The organism is Microbispora sp. KK1-11 (assembly GCF_006874435.1).
Taxonomy (GTDB): domain Bacteria; phylum Actinomycetota; class Actinomycetes; order Streptosporangiales; family Streptosporangiaceae; genus Microbispora; species Microbispora catharanthi.
Map to the genome: position 1 here is coordinate 154,308 of NZ_VIRJ01000008.1, position 17,816 is coordinate 172,123.

Here is a 17,816-nt window from a genome sequence, read left to right on the forward strand (position 1 = left end):
GGGCACGTGAGTAGGCATGGCACAGCAAGTCAGCGCCTTCGACGCGCAGTTCCTCAACTTCGAGACGGGCACCAACCTCGCGCACATCGCGGCGCTCACGATTCTCGACCCCTCCGGCAGGCCCGGCGGCGCGCTGACCCGCGAGGACCTGATCGCGCTGCTCAAGCGGCGGCTCCATCTCGCGCCGCCGCTGCGCAGGCGGCTGGTCGAGGTGCCCTTCGGGCTCGACCACCCCTACTGGGCGGAGGATCGCGAGGTCGACTTCGACTACCACGTACGGGATCTGGCGCTGCCGCCTCCCGGAGACGACCACAAGCTCGCCGAGCAGGTCGCCCGGCTGCACGGGACACGGCTCGACCGGGGGCGGCCGTTGTGGGAGATCTACCTGATCCACGGCCTGGCCGGGGGCCGGGTGGCGATCTACACGAAGGTCCACCACGCCGCCGTCGACGGCGTCACCGGGGCCGAGGTGCTTACCGCCGTGATGGACTTCGAGCCCGAGCCGGCCGCCGTTCCCGCTCCGGAGGCCGGGATCGAGCCGCAGCAGGCCCCCGACGCGGTGGAGATGGTGATCAGGGGTGTCGCGCGGGTGCTGGACAACCCGTTCGCCCTGCTGCGATTCATCGCCGAGGCGGTGCCGCGGCTGGACGAGGTGCCGTTCGTGGCGCAGCTCCCGGGGGCGGGGCTGGTCTCGCGGTTCGTCCGGGGCATCGGCGGCGGGGACGCCGAGCCCCTGCCCGAGCTGCCCCGCACGGTGGTGCCGCGGACGCCGTTCTCCGGGCGGATCTCGCGGCACCGCCGATTCGCCTTCGGCCAGTTGCCCCTGGACGAGGTCAAGCGGATCAAGAACGCCTTCGGCGTCACCGTGAACGACGTCGTCATGGCGATGTGCGCCACGGCGCTGCGGCGCTGGCTGGCCAAACGCGACGAGCTGCCCCGTCAGCCGCTCGTGGCCGGGATCCCGGTCTCCACCCGGGGACAGGCCGCCAACGGCTCGGCCGCCAACGAGGTCATGCTGACCATGACCACCCTGCCGACGGACGTGGCCGACCCCCGCGACCGGCTGCTGTCGGTGAACCGCTCGATGAGCCTGATCAAGGAACGGCTCGCCGCGGCGTCGGCGGCCTGGCTCCTGGAGTTCAGCCAGGCGATGCCGGCCGCGCTGAGCGCGCTGGCGGCCAGGTCCGCCTTCCGGATCGCCTCGCGTGCGGCTCCCGCCATGAACCTGCTGGTCTCCAACGTGCCGGGGCCCCAGACGCCGCTCTACGTGTGCGGGGCGCGGGTCACCGCGCTCTACCCGATGTCGGTGATCACGGACGTCAGCGGGGGGATCAACATCACGGTGTTCTCCTACGACGGCAGGCTCGGCTTCGGGATCGTCACCGACCGCGACATGGTGCCCGACGTGTGGGACCTCATCGACTACCTGCGGGACTCGCTGGCCGAGTACGGCGCTCTGGCGGCCCCGCCCGAGCAGAGGACGGCGGAGCAGGGAAAGCCCGCGGAGCCCGGAAAGCCTGGGAAGACCGCGAAGCCGCGAAGGACGGCGAAGGCGGGCGCGGCGGCGCGCGGCGCGGGAGCGGCCGGCGGGCCGGGGCGGGGGCCGGAGCAGGAGCAGGGGCAGGGCGCGGCGCCGAAGCCGAGGCGGACGCGCAAGCCTCCGGAGCCGCCGCCCGCCTGACGCCTCCGCGCCCACGGCGGGCCACCCGGAGGGCGGCGGTCAGGAGGAGTCGCCCGTGGGATCCGGTCCGGTGTGGTGCGCGCCGAGGCCGGACGTGGAGCCGGGGACGGCGGGGGGCCGCGCTCCCCGGTCGCCGTCTCCCAGCGTCAGCGCCGCGATCCCGGCCGTGAGCAGCAGGGCGAAGACCGCGGCGATCACGGCGAACACGATGGACTGCCGGGACATGCCGGTGTGCGGCGGGGGCGGGGGAGCGGACCCTCGCCGGGGGCGCTGCGGCCGGTGCCCGTCCGGCAGATGACCGTCCGGCAGATGACCGGGTGGCCGAGGAGCGGATGGCCGAGGACCGGATGGCCAATGACCGGTTGGCAGGGGCCCGCCTGGCTGCGGCCGGGCTCGCGGCCCCGGCGCCGCGCTCGGCGCGGTCGCCGCGCGGCGCAGGTCCTGACCGCTCGGGGGAACGCCTCCGGCCGGGCCGGTGAGCGAGTGCCCCGGCGCGGCGGGGGCGCGGGTCTCGCCGGGGCGTTGCTCCCCGGGGTGCCGTCCGGTCACTGCGGCGGGCCAGGAGGGGGACGGAACGGGCCCGGAGGGGGACGGGGAGCCCCACCCCGGGACGCCGCCGGCCCGGTCCCCGGACGCGGCGGAATGCGGGTGGTCCCCGGAGGCGGAGCCGTCCGGCGTCAGGGCGGCGAGCGCGTCCCGCAGCGCGGCGGCCGTCGGGATCCGCTGGGCCGGATCGGTCTCCATGCCGCGGCGCAGGACGGCGGTGAGCGCGGCGGGCACGCCGGGGATGTCGGCGATCGGCAGCCGGTGCAGCGCCATGATGGCCGCGATGTTGACCACGCCGCTGTCGGGAAATCGCGGCGGCCTGCCCTGGAGCAGTGCGTACAACGTGGCCGAGAGCGCGTACACGTCCCCGGCGGCCGTGGGCTCGGTGAGGTCGAACGCCTCCGGCGGCGCGTAGGCGGGCGTGAGCGACTCGCGCGTGACCGACACCTCGCCCCGCGCCGCGCCGCCCTGTCCCGGCATCGTGGCCAGGCCGAAGTCCGACAGGGCGACCATGCCGTACGAGTTGACCAGGATGTTGGCGGGCTTGACGTCGCGGTGGAGGACGCCCACGGCGTGGGCGGCGGCCAGCGCATCGGCGATCTTGACGCCGATGTCGCGCACCTCGCGGGGGCCGAGCGGGCCGGCGTCGCGCAGCCGGTCGGCCAGCGACCCGTTCGGGCACAGCTCCAGCACCATGTACGGCCGGCCGTCGGGCAGCACGCCCGCGTCGTAGACGTCGGCCACGTGCGGATGGCCGGACAGGGCGCCGGCCGACGTCACCTCGCGCATGAACCTGCGCCGGTCGCGGTCGGAGACGAGCACGCGGTTGTCGACCTTGAGCGCGACCTCGCGGCCCACCGCGAGCTGCCTGGCCCGGTACACGACCCCGAAGCCTCCCTGGCCCAGGATCCCGAGCACCTCGTAGCCCGGCACCAGCGGCCCGCCCGCCTCGCCCACCCCGCACCTCCAGAGGACCCGGCGGAAACCGCGTTCAGAAAATCTTCAGGAATCCCGCGTCCGGCACATTACCGGAGTGATCGCCCATAGGGCCCTGTCTTGATCCAGGAGACGCGGAATCGGCACCTATGCTGTGCTCATGACGGGGCTCACGACGGGCGGCACGGCGGGAGGCGCGGCAGGAGGCGCGGCGGGAGGCAGCGCCACGGGAGGCCGGAGCCCGGAGCGGCGCAGGGACCTGCTCGACGCGGCCGACCGGGTGATCCGCAGAGAGGGCCCGCAGGCGTCGATGGCCGCGATCGCGGCGGAGGCGGGGATCACCAAGCCGATCCTCTACCGCCACTTCGGCGACAAGAGCGGCCTGTACCAGGCGCTCGCGGAACGCCACACGCGGGTCGTGATCGACCTGCTGCGCCCGGAGTTCGCCAGGGCCATGGCCGACCCCCGGGTCCGCGCCCGGGGCACCATCGAGGCCTACCTGGAGACCATCTCGGCCAACCCCAACCTCTATCGCTTCCTGTTCCACCGGGCCAGCGCCGAGGACAGCCGCACCCGCACGCAGATGGCCGCCATGGTGCGCAGCGTCGGCGAGGAGCTGGGCGCGGTGCTCGCGGAGGAGGGCGTGGCCGACCCGGTACGCGCCCGGGTGCTCGGCCACGCGTTCGTCGGCATGGTGCAGGCGATCGGCGACTGGTGGCTGGAGAACCCCGGGCTCGACCGCGACACGGTGGTGGACAGCCTTGCCGACGTGATCGCCGGGGCGCTCACGTCCTGACGCCGCCTCTGCTCGTCGCCCCAAATCAGGTCAGATAACGCCCAAAGCGGATTAAGGGCCCCATGGTGGCCTTCGTGGCGCATGCCCCTGAAACATCGATGTAGCCCGGTCGGGGTAATTTAGTTGCGCTAACTAACTGTCCGTCCGTCGCGCGCTGCGCGGAAACAGGCCGTGCCCTGTGCGGACCAAGAGGAGGGGAACCACTCCGTGGCCGTAGCGAACCAGTCCCTGGCGGGGGCGTCGCCGCAGTCGGCGCCGCCCTCGCGGTACAAATGGATCGCGCTGTCCAACACCACCCTCGGCGTCCTGATGGTGACGATCAACCAGTCCATCGTGCTGATCGCCCTTCCGGACGTCTTCCGCGGCATCCACCTGAACCCGCTCGACCCCGGCAACACGGGCTACCTGCTGTGGATGATGATGGGCTTCATGGTCGTCACGGCCGTACTGGTGGTGATGTTCGGCCGCCTGGGCGACATGTTCGGCCGGGTCCGCATGTACAACCTCGGGTTCGCGGTCTTCAGCCTGTGCTCGATCATGCTGTCGCTGACCTGGATGGACGGCGACGCCGGAGCCATGTGGCTGATCGGCTGGCGGATCGTGCAGGGTGTCGGCGGCGCGCTGCTGTTCGCCAACTCCACCGCGATCCTGACCGACGCCTTCCCGGTGCGCCAGCGCGGCACCGCGCTCGGCATCAACTCGATCGCCGCCATCGCCGGCTCCTTCCTCGGCCTGGTCGTCGGCGGGGTCCTGGCCCCGGTCGACTGGAAGGCGATCTTCCTGGTCTCCGTGCCGTTCGGCGTCTTCGGCACGATCTGGGCGTACGTCAAGCTCAAGGACAACGGCGTGCGGCGCCGGGCGCGGATGGACTGGTGGGGCAACGCGACCTTCGCCGTCGGCCTCATCGCGCTGTTGGTCGGCATCACCTACGGCATCCAGCCGTACGGGACCGGCGTGATGGGCTGGGGCAACCCCTGGGTGATCGCCGCGCTCGGCGGGGGCGTCCTGCTGCTCGCGCTGTTCGCCTGGATCGAGACCAGGGTGGACGAGCCGCTGTTCCGGCTCTCGCTGTTCCGCAACCGCGCCTTCCTCGCGGGCAACGTCGCGAGCCTGCTGACCGCCCTCGGGCGCGGCGGCCTGCAGTTCATGCTGATCATCTGGCTGCAGGGCATCTGGCTGCCGCTGCACGGCTACAGCTTCGAGGAGACGCCCCTGTGGGCGGGCATCTACATGATCCCGCTGACCGTGGGCTTCCTGCTGTCCGCGCCGATCTCCGGCTGGCTGTCGGACCGGTTCGGGCCGCGGATGTTCACGGTCGGCGGCGCGCTGGTCACCGCGGCGAGCTTCTACGCCCTGATGACCCTGCCCACGGACTTCGGCTACGGCGTCTTCGCGCTGCTCATCCTGATCAACGGCGTCGGCTCCGGCCTGTTCTCCTCGCCCAACCGGGCGGAGATCATGAACTCGGTCCCGGCGGAGTCCCGAGGCGTCGGCGCGGGCATGACCGCCACCTTCCAGAACTCCTCGATGGTCCTGTCCATCGGCGTGTTCTTCAGCCTGATGATCGCGGGCCTGTCGCAGTCGCTGCCGTACACCATGCACGACGAGCTGGTGGCCCAGGGCGTGCCCGCCGCGCAGGCCGAGGGCATCGCCCAGCTGCCGCCGATCGCCGTGCTGTTCGCGGCGTTCCTCGGATACAACCCGTTCCGGGAGCTCCTCGGTGGCATCCTCGACCGGCTGCCCGACGGCGGCGCCCGCCTGACGAGCAAGGAGTTCTTCCCGCACCTCATCGCGGGCCCCTTCCACCAGGGCCTGGTCATCGCGTTCTGGTTCGCCGTGGCCGCGTGCGTGGTGGCCGCCCTGTCGTCGCTGCTGACCGACCGCGTCGGCCGCAGGCACCGCGCCGCCGCCCGCGAGTCGCTCGGCTCCGAGCTCGCCGCCGTCTCCGGCGAGGCCGGCCTGGCCGGCAACGAGCTGGTCATCCCGGACGAGGAGTTCGACGCCCAGCGGGCCGCGCCGGACACGACGAAGCCCTGACGCGCCGCCGCGTCCCCGCCGCGTCCCCGCCTCGTCCTCACGGGGCGGGGGCCGCGGCGGGTCGCCGCCCCGGCGTACCGGCAGGCCGGATCACGCCGGATCACGCCGGGAGGACGTCGATAGGGTCGAGCACCACGACCGGGATATGGCGCGCCGTCATGCCCCTGTACCCCTCGTAGACGGGGTGCCGCCGGCTCATCGACCGCCACAGGCGTTCGTACTCCTCTCCCGTGGCCTCGACGGCACGCACCTTGAGCGCGGTGAGCCCGGCGGCGCCGCCCACCTCGATCTCGGCGACGGGGTCGGCGCGCAGGTTGAGCCACCAGGCGGGAGTGGCGTCGTCGCCGCCGTTCGAGGCGATCATGACGAAGCGCCGGCCGTCCCTGCCGTACCCGACCGGCCGGGTCCGGGGCAGGCCGGTCCTGCGGCCCCGGGTCGTGAGGAGCAGGACGGGGATGCCGCGCATGGTGGCGGGCCTTCGCCCGCCGGTCCTGCGATAGGTGCGCACCTGCCAGTCGCAGATGCATTTGATCACCAGGTTGAACAGGCGGGAGCGTCGTGCCATGTCCGCTCAGCTCCCGAAGACGATCCGCTGGCGGCGCCGGTGGCCGGGACGCAGCAGTACCAGCAGCAGGCTGAGAACCGGCCCGGCGAGCGTGCGGATGTGCGCCATCTCCTCCGGGCTCGCGTACCGGTCGACCCAGGCGAGCTCGAAACGCGGGTCGCCACCCCTGAGCGACTTCTCCATCTCCTTCCATTCGGCCGCCGGCACGTACTTCTCGATGACCGGGAAGATCCTGCGCTCCTCCTCTTCGATGTGCTCGTCGATGAGCTCCGACAGCGTGCGCAGCGCGGTCGCCAGGTCGCCGACGCCCCGGCCGCTCGCGAAGGCCCGGGCCGTCGTGCGGACCCGGTCGAGCAGGGGGTCGAGTTCGGAGTGGTCGTCGGAGAGGTCGGCGAGGTCCACGGCGGCGCCCGCCGACCGTTCGATCACCGGCCAGACGATCTCGTCCTCCCTGGTGTGGTGGTGATGGATCGCCGCGCAGACGTCCTCCGCGTAGCGGGCGACGGCGGCGGCGCGGGCGGAGTCCGCCCGTCCGCGTCCCGCGTCGAGGTCCTCGGCCAGCGCGCGGAGCCGGTGCAGGTCGCCGCGCATGGCGCGGTGGATGATGCGGATCCCGGTGAGCTCGGGTGTGTCCAACGTGAGCCTCCATGATGTCCGAATCGGTCTCGAAACCACGGTGGCTCCGCCCGCTAAACGCCTGTTTGGCGGCCACTTGGCGGTGCTGTCCTCACGATTTCAGCGTGTCGAGCGCTCGCGTCGCCTCCTCGTGCCAGTGCGGCGAGCCGAGCCGTCCGGCGACGCCCGCGGCCGTGGCGTAGTGCTCCGCCGCCGCGGCGGGATCGCCCAGGAACTCCGCCAGCCGCCCGAGCACGAGAGCGGTGGGGCCGAGTGTGATCGCCCCGGTGTGCAGGCCGGCCATCTCTTCCCGGAACGGGAGGAGAAGCCGGTAGCACTCCTCGGCCACATCCCGGGCGCCGAATGCCATCGCGCTGCCGGCGCGGAGCGCCACGTTGATCGTGTGATAGACCCAGCGGGTCGGCCGGCGGTCCGGCCAGGCGGACCGGGCTTCCTCCAGCCGTCCGGCGGCGATCAGCGCGCTGACGTAGAACTCGTCGGTCTCATGAGGAATGGCCTCGCGGGCGGCGGCGAGTTCGGCCACCGACTCGTGCGCACGGCCGCAGGCGAGGCGTACGACGAACCGGGCCAGGCTCCCGAAGACCACGTCGTTCTGGCCCCCCGCCTCTCCCATCCGGTCGGACAGCACCGTGTAGGCCGCCTCGGCCTGCTCGAACTCTCCCTCCACCAGGAGGCGGAGGGCGTCGAGGAACGCGATGATGGCCAGGACGAGGCCCAGCTGGCCGCTGGTGGAGTATTCGACCGCCCGCCCGGCGTGCCGCTCGGCCGCCGCCCAGTCGTTGCGCCCCAGCGCGACCATGCTCAGCGCGTGGTGAGCGAGGGTCTGGTAGCCGAGCAGCCCCTCCCGGGCGGAGATCTCCAGCAGCTCGAGCCCGAGCGCCTCCAGCTCGTCGTGGCGGCCGGGAATGAACGTCGCCCAGTAACGCGCGGCGAGCGCCAGGCACAGCACAGGGGGATCGCCGAGGCCCCGGGCGATCTCGACGGCCTCGGCGCTCGCGGCGTCGACGGTCCTTTCGTCATGACCGCCCATCTCGTAGGCCAGGGCGGCGAGCAGCCGGCAGCGCAGTTCGCCGGCCGCGACCGGCAGGCAGGAGCGGATGGCGTCCACGAGGTCCGGATCGGCGGCGGGGTCGTTCTTCCAGATCATGGGCGCGTCGTTGGCGACCGCGGCGCGGGCGACGGCGAGGGGGTCGCCGAGCCGCCGGGCCGTCGTCAGGGCACGCTTGCGCGTGGCCGCCGCCCCTACGAGATGGCCCGCGCTCGCCTGCGCGGAGACCAGGCGGCACAGCAGGTCCAGCCGGAGATCGTCGGCGGGCTCGGTCGCGAGATCCAGGGCCTCGAGTGCGCCCTCAAGCAGGGTCGCCGCCTCCCTGTGGGCGTACACGCCGGACGCCTGCCCGGCCGCCCTCCACGCGTACTCCGCGGCCGCGCGCGCCGTGGCCGGCGTGGCGGCGGCCAGCGCGTGGTAGCCGAGCGCGCCGACGTCGCCCGGGTGCACCCGCTCCAGCGCGGTGAGGACCTTCGCGTGCAGCCGCGTACGGCGCAGCCGCGGGATGTCCTCGTAGAGGGTTTCGCGGACCAGGACATGTGTGAACCGGACCCTGCCGGGGGCAGGCTCGGTGAGCAGCCCGGCGAGCACACCCGCCTCCAGGCCGTCGAGGACGGTCTCCTCGTCGGCGTCCTGCACGGCGACCAGCACGTCCACGTCGGCGTCCCGGCCCATGACGGCGGCGTTGCGCAGGGTCGTCTGCGCCGTCGCGGGCAGGCGGGCGATCCGCCTGCGGATGAGGTCGCGGACCCCGGGCGGCAGCGAGTGCGCCGCCGCCGCCCCCTCGGTCGCCAGCAGCCGGGCGGTCTCGGCCACGAACAGCGGATTGCCTCCGGTGCGCTCGGCGACCGTCCGGGCGGTGCCGGCGTCCACCTCCATGCCGGACCGTTCCACCAGCAGGCGCCGGACGTCGTCCTCGCCGAGTCCCTGCAGGGTCACGTTCTCGGCCGTCTGCACGGCCAGGGCCGCCCCGGCCGCCGCCAGGTCGTCGCCAGCCTCCGAGGGCCGGTGGGTCAGGACCACCAGGACCGGCGTGTCCGCCAGCCGGGTCGCCAGATGACGCAGCAACTCGAGAGTCGCGTCGTCGGCGCGGTGCACGTCCTCCAGCACGAGCAGCAGCGGCCCGGCCACGCTCTCCAGGTAGTCGCCCACCGCCTGGGCCAGCCGGAACTGGCCGACGCCGGGGGAGTCCTCCTGCACCAGGGGTGCGAGCCGCGCCTCGGTCCCCGGATCCGGGGGGCGGACGGCGAACAGGGTCCGCAGGACCTCGCTCCACGCCCACGCGGGAGGCACCCCGCCGAGCGTCTCCGGGCACCGGCCGACCGCGACCCGCCAGCCCTCGTCGCCGAGACGCCGGAGCAGGGCGTCGGCCAGCGTGCTCTTGCCCGCGCCGGGATCCCCGCCGAGCCAGGCCACGCGAAAACCGTGCCCGGCCTGCTCGGCGGCGGAGACCAGGCGGGCGAGCTCCGCCGTACGGCCGATCATCGGCGGCGGCGCCGCCGGTGACTGCACGCCCGGTGACTGCGCGGCCGGTGATGGGGCGGCCGGTGACGGGGCGGGAGGCGCCGCCGTCGTGACGGCCTTCGGCGCGTCGAGGGCCTCGCTGTGCGCGAGGATTCCGGCCTCGAGGGCCCGCAGGGCGGGGCCCGGGTCCATGCCCAGCTCTTCGGCGAGCCTGGCCCGGGTTCTGCGCAGTGCCGCCAGGGCGTCGGCCTGCCGTCCCGAGCGGTAGTAGGCCAGGGCCAGCAGCCGTACGGCGTCCTCGCGCATCGGGTGGTCGGCGACGTGCCGCTCCAGCTCCGGCACGACCTCGGCATGCCGGCCGAGCGCGAGCTTCGCCTCCGCGCGATATTCGGCGGCCAGGACCCGCAGCTCCTCCAGCCGCGCCGCCTCGGGCACCGCCCAGTCCTCGTCGCCGAACTCGGCGAAGGCGGCCCCCCTCCAGAGCGACAGGGCCCCGTCGACCACGCGCAGTGCCCCCGCCGCATCCCCCTCGGCGAGGAGGGCCGACGCCGTGTTCACGAGCGTGGGGAAGCGCCACGCGTCGACGGCGTCGGCGTCGGCGTGCAGTACGTATCCGGGTGGGGCGGTCACCAGGACCTTCGCCGGGGTCCGCGGCGCGCGGCCCGGTTCGAGGAGGCGGCGCAGGTTGGAGACGTAGACCTGCAGCGCGCCCAGCGCCTTCGGCGGGGGCTGGCCCTGCCACAGGTCGTCGATGAACCGGTCGGTGGAGACCACGTGCCCGCCGGCGCAGACCAGGCGCGCCATCACCGCCCGCTGCAGTGGCGGCCCCAGATCGACAGGACGCCCGCCCACCTCGGCCCGGAACTGGCCGAGAACCCATAAACGCACCATTTCCAGCAGAGCATAGGAATCGTTCGCCGCTCCGGCATAGTCACAATTCGGCGTGGTGGCCACTGTCGCCATCCGGCGTCCGCCACACGACGACCGAGCGGGACGATCCGGACGGCGAAGGGTGGATAAAGGCGAAGGGTGGATAAAAGGGTGCAGTGCGCGCCCGAGCCCCGCGGGATGCCGCCTACGCCGATGTGGTCCTGTCCATGGGTTCGAAGACAAGCCGGATGAGCTCGCGGGCAATGATCTCCGGATCGCCCTGGGTGCTCTCCGGCAGGGAGCCGCTGAGCCACAAGCCGGCGAAACCGTGGGCGAGCGACCACGCGGCGATCGTGGTCAGCCGGTCCTGCTTCGGGCTCGGCGACAGTCTGCCGGCGCTGGTGACGAGCACATTGGCGGCACGCTCACGCGCCGAGCGCATCCCCGGATCGTCCGCGCGGTACAACTCCGGACGGAACATCACCTCGAAGTAGGGTTTGTGGTCGATGGCGAAGCGCACGTAGGCCACCCCCACCGCGAAGACGTCCCCGGCCGCGCGTTCCAGGCCGTCGGCGAACAGCTCGAAGCCCTCGGCGGCCACGGCCGTCAGCAGTCCCGCCTTGTCGCCGAAGTGGTGCGCGGGCGCGGCATGCGAGACGCCCGCACGCCGGGCCAGCTCGCGCAGACTCCATCCGGCAGGACCGGACTCGCCGATGGCCTCAAGGGCGGCGTCGATGATGGCCCGTCGCAAATTGCCGTGGTGGTAGGCCGACTGGTTGATCTCCCTCACCTCCGTGCTGACTGCCTTGTCCGGTCTCACCCTATCTTGACATTGACAAGACCGAGAGTCTCCTCCAATCTAGCCGCTGACAAGATTGGAGAAGAGATGGTTCCGTTCACCGCCCTGATCGGGGGCTTCGTCGCCATGCGGCTGCTGGGCATGGTCGGCGTCGACATGCTGGACGGCTGGCAGCCCGCACTGCGGGGCGCTCTGGCGTTGATGTTCGTCGTCACCGGTGTGCCGCACTTCCTGCCGTCGTCGCGGCGCGACTTCGTCGCCATGATCCCCGCCGCGTTCCCCCGGCCTGCCCTGCTGGTCACCATGACCGGGATGCTGGAGCTGGCCGGCGCCGCCGGACTGCTGCTGCCGCCGCTCGCACCGTACGCCGCGATCGGGCTCGCACTGCTCATGATCGCCATGTTCCCGGCCAACGTCTCGGCCGCGCGCCGCGGCCTCACCCTTGCGGGAAAGCCGGTGACTCCGCTGCCGGTCCGCACCGCTCTGCAGCTGCTCTTCGTCGCCGCCGCCGTCGCAGCGGCCGTGTGAACCGAGGCGATCACCACCCGGCACGCCGAACGCGCATGTCACGGATCCCCAAGGAACACGATCACGGATGCTCCCGGTACGACGACTCCCGGCATCGACCACATCGACCACATCGATCACACCGTGCTCATCCCCACCGACCTCGCCGCGGTGCTCCGCTCGTCGGCGCCGGCGGCGGGGGGATGTCCCTACCTCCGATCGGGGGGCCTCTCGGATTTCCCCCGGCAGGCGTCTCGGCGAGCGTGAAAGACAGAGGGACAACGCGAAGGAGGACGTGACGCATGCGTGGCAGAACACGACTCGTGGCCGCCGGGCTCGCGACGGCGGCGATGACGGCCGGGCTCGTCCCGGCGCAGGCGCGGGCCGCGGAGGACCGGCCGGCGATCGACTGGACGGCGTGCGCCGGGGAGGGGTTCCCGGCGGGAACGCGGTGCGGCACGCTCGACGTGCCGCTCGACTGGGCGCACCCGGAGGGGAGGACGACGACCCTGCGTATCGCGCGGCTGCCGGCCACCGATCCCGCACGCCGGATCGGCAGCGTGCTGCACATCCCCGGCGGCCCCGGCAACAGCGGGATCGAGGACATCAAGCAGGCGGCGGGCGACCTCGCCGGGATCCGGGAGCGCTTCGACCTCATCGCCTACGATCCGCGCAACACCGGGCTCGCCGCCAAACTGCCCGAGTCCTGCGCGCAGCCGGCGGTGCCGGCCCTGACCGAGCCCCGCAGCCGGGCCGAGTACGACGCCCAGGCCCGGGCGATCGCCGCGGCCATCCGCAGATGCGAGGCCGAGGACCGCAGCGGGCTGTACGGCAGGCTCGACTCGATCTCGGTGGCCCGCGACACGGAGGCGATCCGCGCGGCCCTGGGTGAGCCGCGGCTCAACTTCATGACAGAGTCGGCAGGAGGGGTGCCGGCCGAGGCCTACCTCCGGCTGTTCCCGGAACGCGTCCGCGCCATGTACCTGGACGGCGTGGTCAACCAGACCGCCGGCTGGGCCGACCAGAGCCTGCTGGGCTACCGGGACCTCGAGCGGATCTTCGGCCGCTTCACCGCCTGGTGCGCGAAGACCACCGCCTGCGCCCTGCACGGCGAGGACGCAGGAAAGGTGTGGCGCGACCTCACCGCGCGGGCCGACAGGTCGCCGATCCCGGTCACCTCACAGCGGTTCGGCCAGGGGAAGCTGACCGGCTCCTCCCTGCGGTGGTTCGGGTTCGCCCCCGACCCCGGGCCGGGGGACTCCCGATGGCTGACCTTCGCCGAGGCGGTGGACAAGGTCCGGCGCGGCGACGGCTCGGGGTTCGCCGACGCGGCCCTGGGCAACGCCCGCGTCTGGACGATGCCCCTCACGATCGGCATGACCTGCGCCGACGACCGGGGCTACCACGGGTACGAGGAGTACGTCAGGGTGCGCCGCGAGGCGCGCAGGACATCCCCGAGTTTCGGCGGCGCGACCTTCGACCAGCTCGCCTGTGCGGGGTGGCCGCTGCCGGTCGCGAACCCGTCCCGCCCCCTGCCGGTCCGCGGCCTGCCGCCGCTGCTCGGCGCGGGGACCTGGAGCGACTTCACGTTGACGGAAAGCCTGGTCCGGCGGGTCCCCGGCTCGGCCACGATCAGGTACGACGGCCCCGGTCACGTCCTCTACCTGTCCGGCAACCTGTGCGTGATCGGGCATGTCACCCGGTATCTCACCGACCTGACCGTGCCCCCGCGTGGCACCGTCTGCCGCCCCGGCGACTGACCGGGGGTCTCCGAGCGCGGCCTCCCCACTCGCACGTGGCGGAGGCCGCCACCCATAGGCCTGTCACCCGTAGACCTGTTACCCGTAAACCTGGGAGACCCGGCGCTCGTAGGCGCGGCGCCAGGAGAGCCGGTAGAGGACCCGCATGATGGCCGGGGCGGAGCCGAAGATGTGCTCGCGGTCGGCGGGGGTGGCCACGTCGAGCAGCCAGGCGGCGAGCATCGGCACGTCGCGGCCGTGGCTCTTGGTGACCTTCTTGCCCGACTCGTCCCACCAGGCCGCGCTGACGTGCTCTCTGATCAGCGGGACGACCTCGGACTCCTCCAGGTCGAGGTGGGTGTTCAGCAGCCGGTCGAGCGCGCGCAGGTCGGCCGCGACCTCACGGGCCGGCCTGCCGCCGGCGGAGAGCCTGCCGATGACGGCGTCCATCTCCTGGTGGTCGGCCTCCAGCCGGTCCAGCGTCGCGGCGGCCTCCGGGACGAGGCCGCGCAGCAGCGGCCAGATCGCCTCGTCCTCCTCGGTGTGGTGGTGGTGCAGGGCGCGCAGCAGCAGCGCGAGGTGCTCGTCGACGACCGCGCGGCGCCGCTCGTCGCGGGGGTCGCAGCGGTCGAGGACCTCGGCCAGCCTGCCGAACTCGCGCCGCAGGCCGGCGTGGAAGACGAGGAACATGACGAGGTCGGGAGCGGGGTCGCCCGGTCGGCGCCGGGTCTGCGTCGGTGTTGTCATGGCCTCACGATGGCCCCGCCCCCTTCACCGCCACTCAACGTTCACTTGCGGCCCGCTTCCCGGCCGGTTGTCACCCGCGTACGGCCTCGCGTTCGCGGGCGATCCGGGCGGCCCACCAGGTCAGCCCGGCCGCCACGCAGCGCTTGGCGGCCGTGTCCAGATGCGCCCGCGCCGTCTCCGGCCCCGCCGCCCGGCCCAGGTAGGCCATCCGCCCCAGGTAGTAGCCGACCGGCCCGGCGCAGAACGTCCCCGCCCCGAAGGCGATCCTGTCCTCGTACGGCAGGAGCCTGCGATAGGTCAGGGCGCACGCTTCGTGGTCGCCCGCGACGATCTGGGCCTCGCCCTGCAGGCACAGCCCCGGCAGCTCGCCGAAGTCGCGCGGCAGCAGGTGCCAGCCCTGCTCGCGCGCCGCCTCGGCCGCCGTGCGGTCGCCCCGCCAGTCGCCGATGAGCACGCCCATCACCTGCCGGTGGGCGGGGAAGGGGGAGTAGCGCGCCATCAGCTCCTCGGCACCGTCGAAGTCCCGCATGGCAAAGTGCCGGGTGAGCAGCGCCGAAGACAGCGTGCTGCTCGTGTGCCACAGGTTGAGCCGCTCACCGGCCTCGGCCGCCGCGGCGTACGCGTTGCCCGCGCCCTCGAAGTCCCCGTCGAGGAGGCGCCGGGTCCCGGTCCAGATCAGGTGCTGGAACCGGGGCCAGGGCAGGTCGAGCCGCTCGACCAGCACCCCCGCCCGCTCGGCGGCCCGGTCGGCGCCGGCCATGTCGAACAGGTCGATCCGAGTCCGCTCTCTGATCATGTAGCCGAGCAGCTCGAACCCGGGCAGCCCGAGCCCGGTGAGCTCCTCGCCGATCGCGTCGAGCTCCGCCATGTGCTCGGGGAGCTGCACGCCCAGATACCGCGCGTTCAGCGTGATCGCCAGCAGCTCCAGGCCGGCCTCGCCGGAGGCCACCAGACGGCGGGCCATCGACAGCGCCTCGGCCGTGGCGGTGTCGCAGCGGGGGTCGGCCGAGCCGTCGTAACGTTCCATACCGAGGCAGCCGAGCAGCCTGCAGCGCAGTTCGGAGTCCCCCTCGGGCAGCGCGGTGAGGGCGTCCTCGATCCGCCGCACGGTGTGCAGCTCGATGTCGCCGTAGGTGTAGAACTTCCACAACCCCGGGGCGTCCAGGCTGGTCAGCGCCCGCGCGGCGAGCAGCGGGTCGCCCGACCTGTCGGCCGCGAGCACCGCCTCCGCCCGGGTCTGCCGGGCCGAGAAGCCGTGACCGGCGGCGAGCTGCGCGCGGACCAACTGGAGCAGGAGTTCGACGTGCTCGCGGGGGTCCGCGCCGGGCAGCGTCCCGTGCGCCTCCACCGCCCGGCGCCACCACTGCGCGGCGTCCTCGTACGCGTGCCGTCCGGCCGCCTGCCCGGCCGTGGCCGACGCCCAGCGCACCGCGTCCGCCGCGGCGGCGGGCCCGCCGGCGAGCGCGTGCCTGGCGAGGACCGCGAGGTCGGCCCCCGGCCGGAGTTCGAGCGCCCGGAGCGCGGCCAGGTGCAGCCCGGCCCGGCGGCGCGGCGGAATGTCGGCGTAGACCGTCTCCCTGACCAGATCGTGGGTGAAGCGCAGGTCCTCGTCCAGAACGCGGAGGGTGGTCGCGGCGTCGAGCGCCTCGTCCACGTCCGCGCCGGAGGCGTCCGCGACGACCTCGGCCAGCAGCCGCCGGTCCGCGCCCGTGCCGAGCACGGCCGCCGCGTCGATGGCGGGGCGGTGCCGGGCGGGCAGGTCGAGCAGGCGGCGGCGCAGGACGTCGGCCAGGCCCTCGGGCACCCCGGTGAGCGCCCTCTCGATGCCCTGGTCCTCGGCCAGGCGGAGGGTCTCGCGGATGAACAGCGGATTGCCCCGGGTGCGCTCGGCGAGCGCCGCCACGCTCGCCGCGTCGCGCAGCCCCGACAGCTCGGCGACCGCGGCGGGGTCGAGCCCGGCCAGCGGCAGGCGGAGGGCGTCGTGCCGTCCGAGCAGGCCGAGCGTGTCGTGCACCACGGCCGGGCCCTCGCCGGACCGCACGGTGATCACGATGGCGACCGCGCCGCGCAGCAGCAACGCGAGGTCGGACAGCAGGCCCAGCGACGCCGTGTCGGCCCACTGGAGATCGTCGATCGCCACGAGCAGCGGCCGGTCGGCCGCGGCCGTCTCCAGGTAAGCCGCGGTCGCCTGGTGCAGCCGGAACCGGGCCTCGCTCGCCTCGGCGGGCCGTCCGGCCTCCGGGGCGGGGTCGTCTCCCGGAGCGGCGTCGCCGAGCAGCACCCGCAGGGCGGCGGCCTGGGCGGGGGAAGGGGGGACCCGGGCGGCGAGATCCCGGACGACCTGCTGCCACGGCCACAGCGCGGGCGCGCCGGAGGTCTCGTGACACCTGCCCCAGGCGACCAGCCAGCCCTCGGCGGCCCGCCGTCCGGCGAACGCCTCCGCCAGCCACGTCTTGCCGATCCCCGGCTCACCGGAGATCACCGCGATCCCCGGCCCGCGCTGGGCCACTCCCCGGGCCGCCTGGATCACGTCCCGCGCCAGCTCGTCGAGCCGGTCGAACTGCGTTCCCCGGCCAACGGCGCGCCGCTCCGGCCGGTCCGCCCGCGCCGCTTCGGCCCGTGCTGCTTCGATCGGCGCCGCCCGGCCCTGCCGTACGGGGGCGGGGCCGTCGAGGGCCGGGTCCTGGGCGAGGATCGCCTCCTCCAGGCGCCGCAGCGCCGGGCCGGGGTCGAGGCCGAGTTCCTCGGCCAGATGGGCCCGGGCCGTGCGCAGTGCCTCCAGGGCGTCCGCCTGCCGGCCCAGGGCGTAGAGCGTGCGGGCGAGCAGCTCCCACAGCCCCTCGCGCAGGGGATGCGCGGCCACCAGGGCCTCCAGCTCGCCCACCACGTGGGGGTCGCCCACCCGCCCGGCCAGGAGCCGTTCCCGCGTCACCAGATGCGCCTCGGCGAGCCGCTCGATCTCCGGCCGGAGCCAGGGCACGTCGCCGAACTCCTCGTACGGCATGCCGCGCCACAGGGCCAGGGCGCGTTCCGGCTCGCCGGCCTGGGCCAGGCGGACGAACTCGTCGGCGTCCACCTCGTGCGGCCCGAGCGCGTACCCCGGAGGGCGGCTGAGGAGCACGGACGAGGGCGTGCGCGGAGCGCGGCCGGGTTCGAGCACCCGGCGCAGGTTGGAGATGTAGCTGTGCAGCGTGCTCTGGGCGCGCGGCGGCGGCGTGCCGTCGTACAGGTCGTCGAGGATCGCGTCCACCGACACGGTCGCGCCCCTGGCGACAAGCAGGCGGGCCACCAGCAACCGGGGCCGCGGCCCGCCGAGGTCGACGGGAACGCCGTCGACGTACGCCTCGACCGGGCCGAGCACCCGGAACATGACCGCCATGCCGGGATTGTGCCACGATCATCGGCCGAGACTGAGCCCTCAGGCGCGGAGCATCCCGCTCTCTCA

At 73.6% G+C, this 17,816-nt stretch carries 12 protein-coding genes; 5 read left to right on the top strand and 7 right to left on the bottom strand.

Annotation, left to right across the window (positions count from 1 at the left end):
* The first annotated feature begins 16 nt into the window (after window positions 1–16).
* Window positions 17–1,681 (top strand): wax ester/triacylglycerol synthase family O-acyltransferase, encoded by a 1,665-nt coding sequence (locus tag FLW16_RS14520; protein ID WP_142560537.1) that lies wholly within the window; start codon window positions 17–19, stop codon window positions 1,679–1,681.
* A gap of 39 nt (window positions 1,682–1,720) precedes the next feature.
* Here the strand turns inward: FLW16_RS14520 and FLW16_RS14525 are convergent, their stop codons facing one another.
* Window positions 1,721–3,184 carry a serine/threonine-protein kinase gene (locus tag FLW16_RS14525; RefSeq protein ID WP_221891074.1) on the bottom strand — a complete coding sequence of 488 codons (1,464 nt, stop codon included), beginning with the start codon at window positions 3,182–3,184 and terminating at the stop codon, window positions 1,721–1,723.
* 139 nt (window positions 3,185–3,323) lie between these two features.
* Between FLW16_RS14525 and FLW16_RS14530 the strand changes: the two genes are divergently transcribed.
* Entirely contained in the window at window positions 3,324–3,959 is a 636-nt protein-coding gene (locus FLW16_RS14530) for a TetR family transcriptional regulator (protein ID WP_142560538.1), read from the top strand.
* Window positions 3,960–4,166: 207 nt separating this feature from the next.
* Window positions 4,167–5,996, top strand: coding sequence for an MFS transporter (locus tag FLW16_RS14535; protein WP_260615263.1), 1,830 nt, complete (start codon window positions 4,167–4,169; stop codon window positions 5,994–5,996).
* A gap of 100 nt (window positions 5,997–6,096) precedes the next feature.
* On the opposite strand, the gene FLW16_RS14540 is transcribed toward FLW16_RS14535, so the two are convergent.
* From FLW16_RS14540 to FLW16_RS14555, 4 genes are all read right to left on the bottom strand, one after another.
* Window positions 6,097–6,561, bottom strand: coding sequence for a nitroreductase/quinone reductase family protein (locus FLW16_RS14540; RefSeq protein WP_142560539.1), 465 nt, complete (start codon window positions 6,559–6,561; stop codon window positions 6,097–6,099).
* Window positions 6,562–6,567: 6 nt separating this feature from the next.
* A complete protein-coding gene (locus FLW16_RS14545; protein ID WP_260615264.1) occupies window positions 6,568–7,197 on the bottom strand; it encodes a hemerythrin domain-containing protein in 630 nt (209 codons plus the stop codon).
* Window positions 7,198–7,288: 91 nt separating this feature from the next.
* Window positions 7,289–10,600 carry a BTAD domain-containing putative transcriptional regulator gene (locus FLW16_RS14550; protein WP_142560540.1) on the bottom strand — a complete coding sequence of 1,104 codons (3,312 nt, stop codon included), beginning with the start codon at window positions 10,598–10,600 and terminating at the stop codon, window positions 7,289–7,291.
* A 184-nt stretch (window positions 10,601–10,784) separates the two neighbouring features.
* On the bottom strand, window positions 10,785–11,399 hold the full coding sequence (locus FLW16_RS14555) for a TetR/AcrR family transcriptional regulator (protein ID WP_260615265.1): 615 nt from the start codon (window positions 11,397–11,399) through the stop codon (window positions 10,785–10,787).
* Between the two features lie 66 nt (window positions 11,400–11,465).
* Between FLW16_RS14555 and FLW16_RS14560 the strand changes: the two genes are divergently transcribed.
* A complete protein-coding gene (locus FLW16_RS14560) occupies window positions 11,466–11,906 on the top strand; it encodes a DoxX family protein (protein ID WP_142560541.1) in 441 nt (146 codons plus the stop codon).
* A gap of 281 nt (window positions 11,907–12,187) precedes the next feature.
* On the top strand, window positions 12,188–13,645 hold the full coding sequence (locus FLW16_RS14565; protein WP_142560542.1) for an alpha/beta fold hydrolase: 1,458 nt from the start codon (window positions 12,188–12,190) through the stop codon (window positions 13,643–13,645).
* Window positions 13,646–13,723: 78 nt separating this feature from the next.
* On the opposite strand, the gene FLW16_RS14570 is transcribed toward FLW16_RS14565, so the two are convergent.
* Window positions 13,724–14,371: a hemerythrin domain-containing protein gene (locus tag FLW16_RS14570; RefSeq protein WP_142560543.1), complete on the bottom strand. Its 648-nt coding sequence runs from the start codon at window positions 14,369–14,371 to the stop codon at window positions 13,724–13,726.
* A 70-nt stretch (window positions 14,372–14,441) separates the two neighbouring features.
* A complete protein-coding gene (locus FLW16_RS14575) occupies window positions 14,442–17,750 on the bottom strand; it encodes a BTAD domain-containing putative transcriptional regulator (RefSeq protein ID WP_142560544.1) in 3,309 nt (1,102 codons plus the stop codon).
* Between the last annotated feature and the right edge of the window lie 66 nt (window positions 17,751–17,816).

Excerpts from the sequence above, each read along its gene's own strand:
- FLW16_RS14565 (WP_142560542.1), top strand. The coding sequence starts at position 12,188 with ATGCGTGGCAGAACACGACTCGTGGCCGCCGGGCTCGCGACGGCGGCG.
- FLW16_RS14560 (WP_142560541.1), top strand. The coding sequence starts at position 11,466 with ATGGTTCCGTTCACCGCCCTGATCGGGGGCTTCGTCGCCATGCGGCTG.
- FLW16_RS14520 (WP_142560537.1), top strand. The coding sequence starts at position 17 with ATGGCACAGCAAGTCAGCGCCTTCGACGCGCAGTTCCTCAACTTCGAG.
- FLW16_RS14550 (WP_142560540.1), bottom strand. The coding sequence starts at position 10,600 with ATGGTGCGTTTATGGGTTCTCGGCCAGTTCCGGGCCGAGGTGGGCGGG.
- FLW16_RS14540 (WP_142560539.1), bottom strand. The coding sequence starts at position 6,561 with ATGGCACGACGCTCCCGCCTGTTCAACCTGGTGATCAAATGCATCTGC.
- FLW16_RS14575 (WP_142560544.1), bottom strand. The coding sequence starts at position 17,750 with ATGGCGGTCATGTTCCGGGTGCTCGGCCCGGTCGAGGCGTACGTCGAC.
- FLW16_RS14530 (WP_142560538.1), top strand. The coding sequence starts at position 3,324 with ATGACGGGGCTCACGACGGGCGGCACGGCGGGAGGCGCGGCAGGAGGC.
- FLW16_RS14570 (WP_142560543.1), bottom strand. The coding sequence starts at position 14,371 with ATGACAACACCGACGCAGACCCGGCGCCGACCGGGCGACCCCGCTCCC.